This is a genomic window from Streptomyces sp. NPDC002676, assembly GCF_053592455.1.
Genome location: NZ_JBSFVT010000002.1, coordinates 692,832 through 706,584, shown reverse-complemented (window position 1 = coordinate 706,584; position 13,753 = coordinate 692,832). Strand labels below are relative to the sequence as shown.

The 13,753-nt window shown below is 72.6% G+C and carries 13 protein-coding genes and 2 pseudogenes; 8 read left to right on the top strand and 7 right to left on the bottom strand.

All coding sequences use genetic code 11. The features are described 5' to 3' along the window. From ACWD3E_RS10330 to ACWD3E_RS10305, 6 genes and pseudogenes are all read left to right on the top strand, one after another. A pseudogene (locus ACWD3E_RS10330) lies at positions 1–528 on the top strand (fumarate reductase/succinate dehydrogenase flavoprotein subunit); the annotation flags it as partial. Continuing rightward, a complete protein-coding gene (locus ACWD3E_RS10325) occupies positions 525–1,274 on the top strand; it encodes a succinate dehydrogenase/fumarate reductase iron-sulfur subunit (protein WP_451387102.1) in 750 nt (249 codons plus the stop codon). The pseudogene ACWD3E_RS10330 and the gene ACWD3E_RS10325, both read left to right, overlap by 4 nt. A 238-nt stretch (positions 1,275–1,512) precedes the next feature. Further along, the gene (locus tag ACWD3E_RS10320) at positions 1,513–2,283 is read left to right on the top strand and encodes a GNAT family N-acetyltransferase (RefSeq protein ID WP_451387101.1); all 771 of its coding nucleotides are present in this window, start codon (positions 1,513–1,515) and stop codon (positions 2,281–2,283) included. Beyond that, positions 2,283–3,116 carry a lysophospholipid acyltransferase family protein gene (locus ACWD3E_RS10315; RefSeq protein ID WP_451387100.1) on the top strand — a complete coding sequence of 278 codons (834 nt, stop codon included), beginning with the start codon at positions 2,283–2,285 and terminating at the stop codon, positions 3,114–3,116. Before ACWD3E_RS10320 ends, ACWD3E_RS10315 begins: the two co-directional genes overlap by 1 nt. 62 nt (positions 3,117–3,178) lie before the next feature. Then, a complete protein-coding gene (locus ACWD3E_RS10310) occupies positions 3,179–3,739 on the top strand; it encodes a hypothetical protein (RefSeq protein ID WP_451387099.1) in 561 nt (186 codons plus the stop codon). 31 nt (positions 3,740–3,770) lie between these two features. Continuing rightward, the gene (locus ACWD3E_RS10305) at positions 3,771–4,316 is read left to right on the top strand and encodes a hypothetical protein (protein ID WP_451387098.1); all 546 of its coding nucleotides are present in this window, start codon (positions 3,771–3,773) and stop codon (positions 4,314–4,316) included. A gap of 35 nt (positions 4,317–4,351) precedes the next feature. Here ACWD3E_RS10305 and ACWD3E_RS10300 read toward each other — a convergent pair whose 3' ends face one another. Then, the gene (locus ACWD3E_RS10300) at positions 4,352–6,691 is read right to left on the bottom strand and encodes an ABC transporter (protein WP_451387097.1); all 2,340 of its coding nucleotides are present in this window, start codon (positions 6,689–6,691) and stop codon (positions 4,352–4,354) included. Positions 6,692–6,879: 188 nt separating this feature from the next. Continuing rightward, on the bottom strand, positions 6,880–7,887 hold the full coding sequence (locus ACWD3E_RS10295) for an LLM class flavin-dependent oxidoreductase (protein WP_451387096.1): 1,008 nt from the start codon (positions 7,885–7,887) through the stop codon (positions 6,880–6,882). A gap of 137 nt (positions 7,888–8,024) precedes the next feature. Between ACWD3E_RS10295 and ACWD3E_RS10290 the strand changes: the two genes are divergently transcribed. Beyond that, entirely contained in the window at positions 8,025–8,516 is a 492-nt protein-coding gene (locus ACWD3E_RS10290) for a phosphatase domain-containing protein (RefSeq protein ID WP_451387095.1), read from the top strand. 4 nt (positions 8,517–8,520) lie between these two features. Here ACWD3E_RS10290 and ACWD3E_RS10285 read toward each other — a convergent pair whose 3' ends face one another. Then, entirely contained in the window at positions 8,521–8,736 is a 216-nt protein-coding gene (locus ACWD3E_RS10285) for a dodecin (protein WP_451387094.1), read from the bottom strand. An 83-nt stretch (positions 8,737–8,819) separates the two neighbouring features. Here ACWD3E_RS10285 and ACWD3E_RS10280 point away from each other — a divergent pair. After that, positions 8,820–9,154, top strand: a pseudogene (locus ACWD3E_RS10280) (extracellular solute-binding protein); the annotation flags it as partial. Here ACWD3E_RS10280 and egtD read toward each other — a convergent pair. The 4 genes from egtD to egtA are packed head-to-tail and all read right to left on the bottom strand — an operon-like array spanning position 9,145 to position 13,548. After that, the gene (gene egtD, locus ACWD3E_RS10275) at positions 9,145–10,107 is read right to left on the bottom strand and encodes an L-histidine N(alpha)-methyltransferase (RefSeq protein WP_451387093.1); all 963 of its coding nucleotides are present in this window, start codon (positions 10,105–10,107) and stop codon (positions 9,145–9,147) included. The pseudogene ACWD3E_RS10280 and the gene egtD overlap by 10 nt on opposite strands. Further along, entirely contained in the window at positions 10,104–10,883 is a 780-nt protein-coding gene (egtC, locus tag ACWD3E_RS10270) for an ergothioneine biosynthesis protein EgtC (protein WP_451387092.1), read from the bottom strand. Before egtC ends, egtD begins: the two co-directional genes overlap by 4 nt. Next, positions 10,883–12,235 carry an ergothioneine biosynthesis protein EgtB gene (gene egtB, locus ACWD3E_RS10265; protein ID WP_451387091.1) on the bottom strand — a complete coding sequence of 451 codons (1,353 nt, stop codon included), beginning with the start codon at positions 12,233–12,235 and terminating at the stop codon, positions 10,883–10,885. The genes egtC and egtB overlap by 1 nt, the downstream gene beginning before the upstream one ends. Further along, the gene (egtA, locus tag ACWD3E_RS10260; RefSeq protein ID WP_451387090.1) at positions 12,232–13,548 is read right to left on the bottom strand and encodes an ergothioneine biosynthesis glutamate--cysteine ligase EgtA; all 1,317 of its coding nucleotides are present in this window, start codon (positions 13,546–13,548) and stop codon (positions 12,232–12,234) included. The genes egtB and egtA overlap by 4 nt, the downstream gene beginning before the upstream one ends. Between the last annotated feature and the right edge of the window lie 205 nt (positions 13,549–13,753).

Here is a 13,753-nt window from a genome sequence, read left to right as displayed (position 1 = left end):
CCCGGGCAGGGCGAGGTGGGTTCGGACCACCCCGCCGTCAAGGAGGTCGCGGCCGAGACCGAGGCGCGGCTGGCGAAGCTGCTGGCCGTGGACGGCGACCGCACCCCCGACTCGTTCCACCGCGAACTCGGCGAACTCATGTGGGAGTTCTGCGGGATGGCCCGCACCGACGAGGGCCTGCGAAAAGCGCTCGACCGGATCCCGCAGATCCGCGAGGAGTTCTGGCGGCGCATCAAGGTCCCCGGCACAGGCGAGGAGTTCAACCAGTCGCTGGAGAAGGCCAACCGCATCGTCGACTACCTGGAACTTGCCGAGCTGATGTGTCTGGACGCGCTGCACCGCAGCGAGTCCTGCGGCGGCCACTTCCGCGAGGAGTCCCAGACGCCCGACGGCGAGGCGGCCCGCAGGGACGAGGAGTTCTCCTACGCTGCGGCCTGGGAGTTCACGGGCACGGGCGAAGCCCCGACCCTGCACAAGGAAGACCTGGTCTTCGAGTACGTCCACCCCACCCAGCGGAGCTACGCATGAAGCTCACCCTGCGCGTCTGGCGGCAGAAGAACGCCGACGCCGACGGCGCCATGTCCACGTACCAGGTGGACGGCATCTCGCCCGACATGTCCTTCCTGGAGATGCTGGACGTCCTCAACGAACAGCTCATCCTGGCCGGCGACGAGCCCGTCGCCTTCGACCACGACTGCCGCGAGGGGATCTGCGGGGCGTGCTCGCTGGTCATCAACGGCAACGCGCACGGCCCGGAGCGCACCACCACCTGCCAGCTGCACATGCGGTCCTTCAAGGACGGCGACACGATCGACATCGAGCCGTGGCGGGCCCGCGCGTTCCCGGTGATCAAGGACCTGGTCGTGGACCGCACGGCCTTCGACCGCATCATCCAGGCCGGCGGCTACATCACCGCGCCCACCGGTTCCGCTCCGGAGGCCCACGCCACGCCGGTGCCCAAGCCGGACGCCGACTACGCCTTCGAGCACGCCGAGTGCATCGGCTGCGGCGCGTGCGTGGCCGCGTGCCCGAACGGCGCCGCGATGCTGTTCACCTCCGCCAAGGTCAACCACCTGGGCGTCCTGCCGCAGGGCGCCCCCGAGCGCGAGACCCGCGTCCTCGACATGGTGGCGCAGATGGACGCGGAGGGCTTCGGCGGCTGCACGCTCACCGGCGAGTGCGCGACCGCCTGCCCCAAGGGCATTCCGCTCGTGTCGATCACCCGCATGAACCGGGAGTGGCTGCGGGCCACCCGGAAGGCGGGCAAGCGGTAGCCGCCCGATGAACGTTCGCCCAGGGACGGCGGACGGGCGGGGCCGGGAGTGGTGCTCATCCCCGGCCCCGTCTGGTTTTCGCCGTTCAAGATCTGGTTTTCGCCGTTCAACAAGCGCACATCCAGGCTCCTGACACCGGTCACGCGCAGGCCAACCGGCATCGGAAAAACAGGAGGAGCAGACCGGACCGCCGGACTGCCCCTCCTGCCGATCCCGGCCCGTGACCATGGAGAGAGCCATGACCGGCATCACCACGCTCGACCGCCCCGCGCAGCCCGCGCCACCCGCCCGCTACACCGTCTCCCTCGCCCGTGACGAGGCCGACGTACGAGCGGCGCAGCGGCTGCGGCACGACGTCTTCGCCGGGGAGATGGGCGCCCTGCTGACCACCCCGCAGCCGGGCCACGACGTCGACGCGTTCGACGCGTACTGCGACCACCTGCTCGTCCGTGACACCACGACCGGCCAGGTCGTCGGCACCTACCGCCTGCTGCCGCCTGAGCGGGCCGCGGTCGCCGGGCGGCTGTACTCGGAGGGCGAGTTCGAGCTGGGCGCCCTGGACCCGATCCGGCCCGGCCTGGTCGAGGTCGGCCGCTCCTGCGTCCACCCCGACCACCGCGACGGCGCCGTCATCGGCCTGATCTGGGCCGGCATAGCCCGCTACATGGTCGACCGGGGCCACGAGTGGCTGGCCGGCTGCTGCTCCGTCCCGCTCGCCGACGGCGGCGCCCTCGCCGCGGCCACCTGGGAGCGGGTGCGCGAGAAGCACCTCGCCCCGGCCGAGTACCCGGTACGGCCCCTGCTGCCCTGGGTCCCGGACGTCGAGGCCCCCGCCGGCCGCATGGAACTTCCCGCGCTGCTGCGCGGCTACCTCCGCCTCGGCGCCTGGGTGTGCGGCGAGCCCGCGCACGACCCCGACTTCGGGGTCGCCGACCTGTACGTGCTGCTGTCGATGCGCCGGGTCAACGCCCGCTATCTGCGGCACTTCCTCTCCCTCGTGCCCGCCTGATGAGCGCCTGGCTGCCCGCCGCGCCCTGCACCCCGGGCGCCTGTGTGGGGCCCGCCCCGGCCACCGTGGCCGTACCCCGGGCCGTGCTCCGGCTGCTCACGGTCGCCGTCCTGGTGATGACCGGGATCGTGCTGTCCCCGTTCGGCCGGAGGATCCCCGCCGACTGGATCAGCCGATGGTCCCGCATGGTCGTGCGGGCCGCGGGCGTCCGGGTCCGCGTCACCGGCACCACCGCGCCGGCCGGCGGGCTGCTGCTGGTCGCCAACCACGTCTCCTGGCTGGACATCCCGCTACTGGCCGCCGTACGCCCCGCCCGCATGCTCGCCAAGACCGAGATCCGGCAGTGGCCGGTGGCGGGCGCGCTCGTCGCGCGCGGCGGTGCCCTGTTCATCGAGCGCGACCGGCTGCGCGCCCTGCCCGGCACGGTCGCCCGGATCGCGCACGCGCTGCGGTCAGGCGCGGCCGTGGTCGCCTTCCCCGAGGGCAGCACCTGGTGCGGGCGAGCCCGGGGCACCTTCCACCGGGCTGTCTTCCAGGCCGCGCTGGACGCGGGCGTACCGGTTCAGCCGGTGCAGCTCAGCTACCGGCAGCCGGGCGGCGCCCCGAGCACCGCAGCCGCCTTCGTCGGCGAGGACACCCTGCTCTCCTCCCTGTGGCGGGTGGCCCGCGCCCGGGGCCTGACCGCCGAGGTGGCGGTACGGCCGCTGATCCCGGCCGGCACCCACCCCGACCGCCGCACCCTCGCGCAGGCCGCCGAGCCGGTCGTCCCCGGGCCGGCCTGGACGCATGCGGCCCTGGTCGCCCAGAGGCCGATCATGGGACGGGACGGGTGAAGGTGCGGCACAGGGGGTACCCGTAGGGCCGCATGTCACTACGTACTGAGGAGCGTGCGCCCATGTCGACCGGAACGCTTCTGGCCATCATCATTCCGATCGTCGTCGTGGTCGCCCTGGCCTTTGTGGCGGTCTTGCTGCTGATGCGGCGCCGCCGCCTCCGTGAGCGCTTCGGCCCGGAATACGAACGGACGGTCGAGGGATCCGACAGCCGGATGGCCGCCGAGCGTGAGCTGAGGGCCCGTGAGAAGCGGCACGACTCGCTGGAGATCAAACCGCTGCCCTCCGCCTCACGGGACCGCTACACGCGCGAGTGGAGCAGTGTCCAGGAGGAGTTCGTCGACCGGCCGGAGGACGCCGTGCACGACGCGGACCGGCTGGTGACCTCCCTGATGCACGAGCGCGGCTACCCGACCGAGGGGTACGAGCAGCAGATGAAGGACCTCTCGGTGGAACACGGCCGCACACTCGAGCACTACCGTGCCGCGCACGAGGTGGAGTCACTGACCACGCACAGCCGGGCGACGACCGAGCAACTGCGGGGCGCCATGGTGCACTACCGCGCCCTCTTCGACGAACTCGTCTCCGACGGCGGCGGCCGGGCACAGCCCGCCCGGTCCTGATCCCGATCACGACCTTGCACGGAGGGACGCCATGCACAGCAACGAGGGCGCGGACCGCAGCACCGGCGGTCCGTCCACCGAAGACCTCGCCCAGTCGTCCGGCACCGGCGCGGGCGAGGAAAGGCAGGCACCATCCACGGGAGCGCCCGTCTACCCGGGCGAGAGCACGGCGACCGGGCCTCCGAGCGGCGAGTCCGTCACCGGAGGAGCGACCGCCGCAGGAGCCGCCACCGGAGAGTCCGACGCCGAGGCCCGGGCCCCGGAGGCCGCGGCCGCCGAGGGTACCCCGGGCGCCGCGGACGAGGAGATGCCGCAGCTGCTGAGTGATGCGGAGGAACGGGACTACCGCGACCGCTGGCAGAAGATCCAGGGCAGGTTCGTGGACGACCCGCGCGAGGCCGTGCACGACGCCGACGCCCTGGTCGCGGACGTCATGCAGACCCTGGCCGGCACCTTCGCCGAGCACAAGAAGGACCTGGAGGGTCAGTGGAGCCAGGGCGAGAAGGTGGACACGGAGCAACTCCGCGGGGCACTGCGCCGCTACCGCTCCTTCTTCAACCGGCTGCTCAGCACCTGAGGTTCGACCTGCTGCCCATGCCCTGAGCGCTCCGCTCAGGGCATGACCCGTGCCAGATAGGGCGCCGTGACGCTGCCCGTCGCCTGTGCCACCTCTGCCGGTGGGCCGGACGCGACGATTCGGCCGCCGCGGTCGCCGCCGCCGGGTCCCAGGTCGATCACCCAGTCGGCGCCCGCGACCACCGTCATGTCGTGCTCGACCACCACGACCGTGTGCCCGGCGTCGACCAGCCCGTGCAGGCGGTCCATCAGCACCTCCACGTCGGCCGGATGCAGCCCGGTCGTCGGCTCGTCCAGGAGGTAGAGGGTGTGGCCGCGGCGACCGCGCTGCAGCTCGCTCGCCAGCTTGATCCGCTGCGCCTCCCCGCCGGACAGCTCGGTGGCGGGCTGGCCGAGGCGCAGATAGCCGAGGCCGACGTCGAGCAGCGTGCCGAGGCTGCGGGCCGCGGCCGGGGTGTCCGCGAAGAACGCCGCCGCGGCCTCCACCGTCAGGTCGAGCACCTCGGCGATGTTCCGTCCCCGGTACGTCACCCGGAGCGTCTCCGGGTTGTACCGGGCGCCGCCGCAGTCCGGGCAGGGCGCGTACGTGCTCGGCAGGAACAACAGCTCCACGCTGACGAAACCCTCGCCCTGGCAGGTCTCGCAGCGCCCTCCCGCCACGTTGAAGGAGAACCGCCCGACGCCGTACCCGCGCCCGCGCGCCTCGTCCGTGCCCGCGAACTCCTTGCGGACGACGTCGAACAGGCCCGTGTACGTCGCCAGGTTGGAGCGCGGGGTGCGCCCGATCGGTCGCTGGTCCACCCGCACCAGCCGGTCGACCCCCGCAACCTCTTCCGTCAACTCCCCGATGAGCGTGGACTTTCCGGAGCCGGACACGCCGGTCACCGCGGTGAACGCACCGACCGGGAAGCGCGCCGACACCTCCCGCAGGTTGTGCCGGGTCACCGGACCCACCGTCAACCAGCCGCGCGGCTCGCGGACTTCACGCGCCGGGCCGGGTGACTCGTCGAACAGGAAGACCGCCGTAGCCGAGTCCTCGACCGAGGCCAGCTCGGCCACCGGCCCGCTGTACAGCACCCGCCCGCCGTGCTCTCCCGCGCCGGGGCCCACGTCCACCAGCCAGTCGGCGCCGCGTACCACCTCCAGGTGATGCTCCACCACGAACACCGTGTTACCCGCCGCCTTCAGCCGCTCCAGCACGGTCAGCAGCGCCTCGGTGTCCGCCGGGTGCAGTCCCGCCGACGGCTCGTCCAGCACGTACACCACGCCGAACAGACCCGAGCGCAACTGGGTGGCGAGCCGCAGCCGTTGCAGCTCACCCGCCGACAGGGTCGGGGTGGAGCGGTCCAGGCTGAGATAGCCGAGGCCCAGTTCGAGGACGGGGGTGATACGGGACTTCAGGTCGTCCGTGAGGACCCGGGCGGTCTCCGTGGTCCCGTGCAGCAGCCCGGCCAGGCCGGTCAGCGGCATGGCCGCCAGCTCCGCGATGGTGCGGCCCCCGAAGGTCACCGCCAGCGCCTCGGGCCGCAGCCGGCTGCCCCCGCAGGCCGGACAGGGCGCGCTGGTCAGGAAGCGTTCCGCCTTGGCCCGAAGCGTGGGCGACTTGGTGTCCGAGTACGTCTTCATGACGTACCGGCGGGCACTCATGTACGTGCCCTGGTACGGCCGTTGGATCCGGTCGGCGTCCCGGACGGGGTGCACGGTGACGACCGGCTGCTCGTCCGTGAACAGGATCCACTCCCGCTCCTCGGCGGGCAGTTCGCGCCAGGGGCGGTCCACGTCGTGGCCGAGCGTGTCCAGGATGTCGCGCAGGTTCTTGCCCTGCCAGGCACCCGGCCAGGCGGCGATCGCGCCCTCGCGGATCGACAGCGAGGGATCCGGCACCAGCAACTCCTCGGTGGTGCGGTGCACTTGGCCGAGCCCGTGGCACTCCGGGCAGGCACCCGTCGGCGTGTTCGGCGAGAACGCGTCCGAGTCGAGCCGTTCGGTACCGGGCGGATAGTCGCCGGCACGCGAGTACAGCATGCGCAGGGAGTTGGAGAGATTGGTGACGGTGCCCACCGAGGAGCGCGAGGTGGGGGCCGAACGGCGCTGCTGCAGCGAGACCGCGGGCGGCAGCCCGGTGATCTCGCCGACCTTGGGCGCCCCGACCTGGTGGATCAGTCTGCGCGCGTACGGCGCGACCGACTCGAAGTAGCGCCGCTGGGCCTCGGCGTAGATGGTGCCGAACGCCAGGGACGACTTCCCCGAGCCGGACACCCCGGTGAACACGGCCAGGACGTCCCGCGGGATGTCCACGTCGACGCCCTTGAGGTTGTGCTCGCGGGCACCGCGAACGCGGACGTAGGGGTCGTGCGGGTCATGTGGACTGTGCATAGAGGCGCAACCCTATCTGCGCCCGCGCCCGTGCACTGCTACTGCGGAGGGTTGTCCGTGTCCCGCAGCTGCTCCTTCGGCTTGCTCTGCCTGAGCTTGTCCAGTACGGGCATGGCAGCCCTCCTCGTCGCTCGAGGCTTTCCTCCCAGGGTCACCGGGCCCGGCGGGGTCCGCATCTCGGGCCCGGTTCAGCGGCCCGGCGCGAACAGGGCCGCCAGTCGCCGGTAGGAGCCCAGCAGCGCGTCACGGTCGTACGTGCTGGTGGTGACGAGGACCTCGTCGGCTTCCGTCTCCTTCAGCACCGCCTCCAGCTCGGCGGCGACCTGCTCCTCGGGGCCCGCGATGTGTCCGGCGAGCCCGGACTCGTAGAAGCCGCGTTCCTTCGCGGTCATCGTGCGGGCCGCGAGCTCCTCGGCGGGGGCCAGCGGAGGGAAGGTGCCGTGGGTGCGGGAGTACGCCATGGACCAGGCCTCCGGGGCCAGCAGCCGGTGTACGGCCTCGGGGGTGTCGGCGACGGCGACCGTGCCGGAGATCACGACGTACGGCTCGTGCGCCCAGGGGGAGGGGCGGAACAAGGAGCGGTACTGGTCGATGCCGCGCAGCATCTTCTCGCGGCCCCGCAGATCACCGATGACCATGGGCAGGCCGGCGCGGGCCGCGATCCGCGCGCCCTCGCCCATGGCCAGCACGAACGGCGGCACCCTGAGGCCCTCCGCCGGGCGGGCGTGTGCCCCGGTCGGCGAGGTGCCCTCGAACCAGCCCAGCAGCTCACCGAGCTGGGCCGCGAAGTCCTCGGCGTCGCCCTTGTCCCGGCCGAGCGCCCTGCGCACCCCGTCCGTGAAGCCCACGGAACGGCCGAGCCCCATGTCGATCCGGCCCGGGAAGAGCGACTCCAGCACTCCGAACTGCTCGGCCACCACGAGCGGCTGATGGTTGGGCAGCATGACTCCGCCGGTGCCGACCCGGATCGTGCGGGTCGCCCCGGCCACGGCGGCGGCGAGCACGGTCGGCGCCGACCCGGCGACCCCGGGCACGCCGTGGTGCTCGGACACCCAGAAGCGGTGGTAGCCGAGCGCCTCCGCCTCTCGCGCCAGCGCGACGGTGTTCCGCAGCGCCTCGCCGGGCGGGCGCCCCTCGCGGGTGCGGGAACGGTCGAGGACGGAGAACCTGGTCCGGGCGATCACTGCGCTGCTCACGCAGGGTTCAACACCGTGGCGCGCGGGTGATTCCCGCCACCGCCCGCGACTCCCGCCACAACCGGGCGCCGGCGATTCCGGTCACAACCGGGTGCCCGAGTTCCCTGCCACGACCGGGCGCTGGCTAGTGTGGTCCGGTGACCGACAGCAGTAAGCGCCCGATCGCCGTGTTCGACCTGGACAACACCCTCGCCGACACGGCCCACCGGCAGCACTTCCTGGAGGGCAGGCGGCGGGACTGGGCCGGTTTCTTCTCCGCCGCCCCGGACGATCCGCCGCTCGCGGTGGGCGTGGCGCTGGCCCTGGACAGCGCCCGGGAGTGCGAGATCGTCTACCTCACCGGCCGCCCCGAGCGGTGCCGGCGCGACACGCTGGACTGGCTCGCGGCACACGGGCTGCCCAAGGGCGACGTCCATATGCGGGACAACGCCGACCGCAGGCCCGCCCGGTTCACCAAGCTGGAGCTGCTGCGCCGGCTCGCCCGGGACCGCGAGATCCGTGTCCTCGTCGACGACGACGAGCTGGTCTGCGACGACGCCGAGCGCGCCGGGTTCACGGTCGTACGGGCCCGCTGGAGCGCAAAGTCGGCCGTTCTGGAGGAGGCCCAGGAGCGAGAGGGCCGGACCTGAGGCCCTACGCGCTGTCCTCGATGCGGAAGCCCACCTTCAGGCCCACCTGCCAGTGCTCGATCTGGCCGTCCGTGAGCTGACCCCGGACCTGGGTCACCTCGAACCAGTCCAGATTGCGCAGCGTCTGGCCGGCCCGGGAGATGCCGTTGCGGATGGCCTGGTCGACGCCCTCGTGAGAGCTGCCGACGATCTCCGTGACCCGGTAGGTGTGGTTCGTCATGAGGGTGCTCCTCTCCTCCGTGACCGGGGTGTCACGCCGTACTCCACCGTGCCCCATGACCGCCCCGGCCGCACGGCGTCGCGGTCGTATCGGCGACATCCCTTGACGGGCTCGCCCAGGCGATCGTGCAGCAGAACCCCGGGCTCAAGGGCAAGCTCGGCTTCTTCCCGGTGCCCCGCAGCACCGCCGGCCGGCCCGGCACCGTCTTCACCGGCGGCTCCGACCTCGTCGTCCCGCGCATCACCGATGACCAGTTCGCCGCGACCGCCGGGGAGGAGGGGGTCGCCGCCATGGCGGCGGGGGCCGCGCACGGCCGGGCGACCCCCAACACGCCTCAGTGGGCCGAGTCGAGGCCGACAACCCGATCAAGGAGTACATGACCAGGGTGCTGACCGGACCCGCCCCGGCTCACCGGGCCACGTTCAGCGACAGCGCGAACCTGCCCTCCGCGTCGGTCCACCAGTGGGTCAACTCAAGCCCGGCCTCGGCAAGTTCGGCATTCACGCTTTCCCTGCGGAACTTCGCCGACACCTCGGTGCGCATCTCCTCGCCCGCCGCGAAGTGCACGGCGAGGTCCAGCGCGGGCACCTTCACGGTCTGTGCGGTGCGCGAGCGCAGCCGCATCTCGATCCACTCCTGCTCCGGGTCCCACCGCGCCACGTGCTCGAAGGCGGCGGGGTCGAAGTCGGCGCCCAGTTCGCGGTTGACGACGGCCAGCACGTTCTTGTTGAACGCCGCCGTCACCCCGGCCGCGTCGTCGTACGCCCGGACCAGGACGTGCTCGTCCTTGACCAGGTCCGTGCCGAGCAGCAGCCCGTCGCCCGGGGCGAGCAGCTTCCGTACGGAGGCCAGGAACTCGGCCCGCTCGGCGGGCAGCAGGTTGCCGATCGTGCCGCCGAGGAAGGCCACCAGGCGCGGCCCGGGCGTCTCGGGCAGCGTCAGGGGCGCGGTGAAGTCGGCGATCAGCGCGTGCACGTCCAGGCCCGGCCGCTCGGCGATGAGCGCCCGCCCGGCCTGGGTGAGCGCGCTCTCGCTGACGTCGACCGGGACGTACGCGGCAAGCCGGGGCAGCGCGTCGATCAGATAGCGGGTCTTCTCCGAGGAGCCTGAGCCCAGTTCGACCAGAGTGCGGGCGCCGCTCGCGGCGGCGATCTCCCCGGACCGGGTGGCCAGGATCTCCCGCTCGGCGCGCGTGGGGTAGTACTCGGGCAGTTCCGTGATCTGCTCGAACAGCTCGCTGCCGCGCGCGTCGTAGAACCACTTGGGCGGCAGCCACTTCGGGCGGACGGTGAGGCCGTGCCGGACGTCGGCGCGCAGCGCGGCGTCGGTCGCGTCCTCGGGCAGGGTGCGGGTGACTCGCAGGGGACTCACGTACAGGGCTCCTTCGGGGATACGGACGCCGGGTCCTCCAGCGGCGTGAGCAGCACGCCGGCGCGGCTCGCGGTGAGCACGGTGCGGTCGGGGACCTCCTGCCAGAGCGGGTCGTCGTCGTACGGCTCGGAGGCGACGACCGTGCACCGGCCCGGTTCCGTGCGGTGCCAGAGGCTGTCGCCCCAGGCTGTGGCGGCGATGGTGTCGCCGTCGGTGAGCAGGAGGTTCAGGCGTGAGGCGGGCGCCGCCTCGGCCAGTTGCTGAACGGTTTCGCCGAGGGCGCGGGCAGGCTCGTCGCCCAGGCGCAGCCGGTGCAGCACCAGCGCCCAGACGAACGCCGAGTCGGTACGGGCCTCCAGCGACAGCAGGTCGACCGGGGGCAGGGCGGACACCAGGGGCGCCGCCGACTGCGGCCAGCCCGCGATCGCGCCGTTGTGGCTGAACAGCCACCGCCCGGCCGCGAACGGCGCCGCCGCGGCCTCGCCGTCCGCACCGGCCACGGTCGCGTCGCGTACGGCGGCGAGCACGGCACCGGAGCGCACCACGCGCGCCAGGTCGGCGAAGGACAGGTCGGCCCAGATCGGCCCCGACCGGCGGTAGCGGGCCGGCACCGGATCGCCGGGGGCGTACCAGCCGACCCCGAAACCGTCGGCGTTGACCGTGCCGTACCGCTGCCGGCGCGGTGCCCACGACTGGCGGTACAGGCCGTGCGGGGGATCCACCAGGAGCCGGCCGAGCGGCTCCTCCGGTCCCAGACAGGCGAGGTGACGGCACATCAGGCACGCTCCGAGCTGGCGGTGCGGAATCCGGAGAAGATCTGCCGCCGGATCGGGTAGTCCCAGTTGCGGAACGTGCCCCGGCAGGCCACCGGGTCCACGGCGAACGAACCGCCGCGCAGCACCTTGTACTCGGGGCCGAAGAACACCTCCGAGTACTCCTTGTACGGGTACGCCGTGAAGCCCGGGTACGGCAGGAAGTCGCTCGCCGTCCACTCCCACACGTCACCGATCAACTGCCGTACGCCGAGCGCGGATTCACCGGCCGGGTAGCTGCCGGCCGGGGCGGGCCGCAGATGCCGCTGGCCGAGGTTGGCGTGTTCCGGCGCCGGGTCGGCGTCGCCCCACGGGTAGCGCCGGGAACGGCCGGTGGCCGGGTCGTGGCGGGCGGCCTTCTCCCACTCCGTCTCCGTGGGCAGCCGGCGCCCGGCCCAGCGGGCGTACGCGTCGGCCTCGTACCAGCACACGTGCAGCACCGGCTCGTCGGGCGGGACCACCTCTGTGACCCCGAAGTGCCGGCGCAGCCACTGGCCGCCGTCCCGGCGCCAGAACAGCGGTGCCGTGATCGCGTGCCGCCGGATGTGCGCCCAGCCCTCCGGCGTCCACCAGCGCTCGGTGTCATAGCCGCCGTCCTCGATGAACGCCTGGTACGACGCGTTCGTCACCGGTGTCGTGTCGATCCAGAACGGCGCCACCTCCCGCTGGTGTGCGGGGCGCTCGTTGTCCAGTGCCCACGGCTCGGTGGAGGTGCCCATGGTGAACGGCCCGCCGGGGACCAGGACTTCGGCCGCGCCCCGGAACGGGGGAGCGGGCTGCGGGTCGGGCGCGGTCAGGGCCTGTGGCCCCTTGCGGAGCTGATGGGTGATCAGCATGGTCTCGTCGTGCTGCTGTTCGTGCTGCGCGATCATCCCGAAGGCGAAACCGGCAGCGGTGAGCCGGGTGCCGTGGAAGTCCGCGCCCTCCAGCAGGTCCAGGGCCCGGCCACGCACCTCGGCCGCGTAGCGGCGGGCCTCGTCGGGCGGCAGCAGCGGCAGCGTGGGGCGCTCGGAACGCGGGTGCTCGAAGGCGTCGTACAGGCTGTCGATCTCCGGCCGCATCGCCTCCCGGCCGCCGACCGCCCGCAGCAGCCACAGCTCCTCCTGGTTGCCGATGTGCGCGAGGTCCCACACCAGCGGGGACATCAACGGCGAGTGCTGCGCGGTGAGTTCGGGCTCCTCGACACAGCTGGTGAGCAGGGTGGTGCGGGCCCGGGCGGTGGTGAGCGAGTCGAGCGCGCGCTTCCGGAGGGCCTCGACGTCGGTGTCGAGGCCGGCTGCGATATCGGTCTCCATACCGTTTTCGGGGGCGGTCATGTGCGGATGTCCTTCCCATGGGCGGTGCCGGTGGCGCTCAGTTGTTCCAGCAGGTCGTCGGCGGGGCAGCGGGCCCGGACGACATGGCGGTCGAGGAACGTCGCGACGGCGTCCGTGACTTCGGGTGTGGCGCCGATCCGGGGCAGGGCCTCCAGGGCGGCCGAGAAACAGGCGACGGCGGCCTCGTGCAGTTCCCGGTCGGCGAGGCCGTGGCGGGCCGCGTCGGTCCACAGGGGATTGTGCGGCGCGGGGCGGCCGAGGGTTCGCTCGGCCAGCGGCTTCACCGTCCGGTACGCCGTCTCGGCGGCCTCCGGGTCGTCGAACAGTGCCGCCGTCACCGCGAACGGCACGATCCAGCCGTCATCGCCGGGCTGCGCGTCGATCATGCGAAGTTCCAGGTGACCGCGCGGTCTGACCGGCGGGAACAGCGTCGTGAGGTGGTAGTCGACGTCCTCCCGCGCCGGCGGGCGGGGCGCCCCGGACCGGGTCCAGTCACGGAAGGTGAGGCCCTCGGGCACGTCCCAGGGTCCGCCGTCGCGCCGTACGCACATCACCGGGGCGTCCAGCGCGTGCCGGGCCCAGGCGGACCGGGGCTCGCCGTCCAGCGGAGGCGCGCCCGCCCGCCCGGGGCCGATCTCCGTCCACCACAGCTGCCGGCTGGACAGCCAGCCCGTGGGCCGCCCTCCGGCCAGCGGGGAGTTGGCGAACGCGGCCACCAGCACCGGGCCGAGCTGGTGCGCGAGCCACCAGCGCCGTACGTGCCCGAGCGGGCCGGGCTCGTCGTGGCCGGCGTCCACGCAGACCTGGACGGAGGCCGAACTGCACATCATCCGGCGGCCGGCCGCGCCGGTGCGGTCGAGGCAGGTCTCCAGGGCGTCGTAGCGCGGTGCGCGCAGGAACCGGCGGGGCTCGTGCCAGGGGTCGTTGCCGAAGCCGACGAGACCGAGCTCGTCCTTGGCGAGGACCGCGCGGACGGCGTCCAGATCGGCGGAGACGGTACCGATGCACTCCATCAGGGAGGCGGCGGGCGGCGAGCTCAGCTCCAGCTGACCGCCGGGTTCGACGGTGAGCGCCGACCTCAGGGGCACGGTACGCAGCGCGGCGTAGGCCGCTTCGAGTCGTTCGGGTGTCACGGGGAGCCGCGGTCGCCGCAGCTCATGAACGAGCCATTCCACTTCGACCCCGAGGAACCGGGGTGGTCCGGTCTTGAAGCAGATGCCCTTGACCAGGGCCTCCACCTCGGCCTCCGTGACGGCGGTGCGGTGCCCCGTACAGTCGCCGCCTTTACTCGTTGAACCTGATGAATCAGACATGTAGGGATCCTCCTGAGATTCCACCATGCCATCGGCCCGGTTCCGGATGAGCCGGGCAAACACTCGTCCCACCCAAGACCCTCGCGTCGCTTCGCACAAGAGTGCCCTTCGGGACGTCCGGAGCCGATCATCTCCGTTTCCTCGTGCGTTCCGGGACTGTTCCGCGGTGTTCAGGAGTCCGGGAAACTCCGTTGCACCGTCCGTC

Bases quoted from the DNA above. Each gene is read 5' to 3' on its own strand.
- ACWD3E_RS10325 (WP_451387102.1), top strand. From the start codon at position 525: ATGAAGCTCACCCTGCGCGTCTGGCGGCAGAAGAACGCCGACGCCGAC.
- ACWD3E_RS10320 (WP_451387101.1), top strand. From the start codon at position 1,513: ATGACCGGCATCACCACGCTCGACCGCCCCGCGCAGCCCGCGCCACCC.
- ACWD3E_RS10315 (WP_451387100.1), top strand. From the start codon at position 2,283: ATGAGCGCCTGGCTGCCCGCCGCGCCCTGCACCCCGGGCGCCTGTGTG.
- ACWD3E_RS10310 (WP_451387099.1), top strand. From the start codon at position 3,179: ATGTCGACCGGAACGCTTCTGGCCATCATCATTCCGATCGTCGTCGTG.
- ACWD3E_RS10305 (WP_451387098.1), top strand. From the start codon at position 3,771: ATGCACAGCAACGAGGGCGCGGACCGCAGCACCGGCGGTCCGTCCACC.
- ACWD3E_RS10300 (WP_451387097.1), bottom strand. From the start codon at position 6,691: ATGCACAGTCCACATGACCCGCACGACCCCTACGTCCGCGTTCGCGGT.
- ACWD3E_RS10285 (WP_451387094.1), bottom strand. From the start codon at position 8,736: ATGACGAACCACACCTACCGGGTCACGGAGATCGTCGGCAGCTCTCAC.
- egtC (WP_451387092.1), bottom strand. From the start codon at position 10,883: ATGTGCCGTCACCTCGCCTGTCTGGGACCGGAGGAGCCGCTCGGCCGG.
- egtB (WP_451387091.1), bottom strand. From the start codon at position 12,235: ATGACCGCCCCCGAAAACGGTATGGAGACCGATATCGCAGCCGGCCTC.
- egtA (WP_451387090.1), bottom strand. From the start codon at position 13,548: ATGTCTGATTCATCAGGTTCAACGAGTAAAGGCGGCGACTGTACGGGG.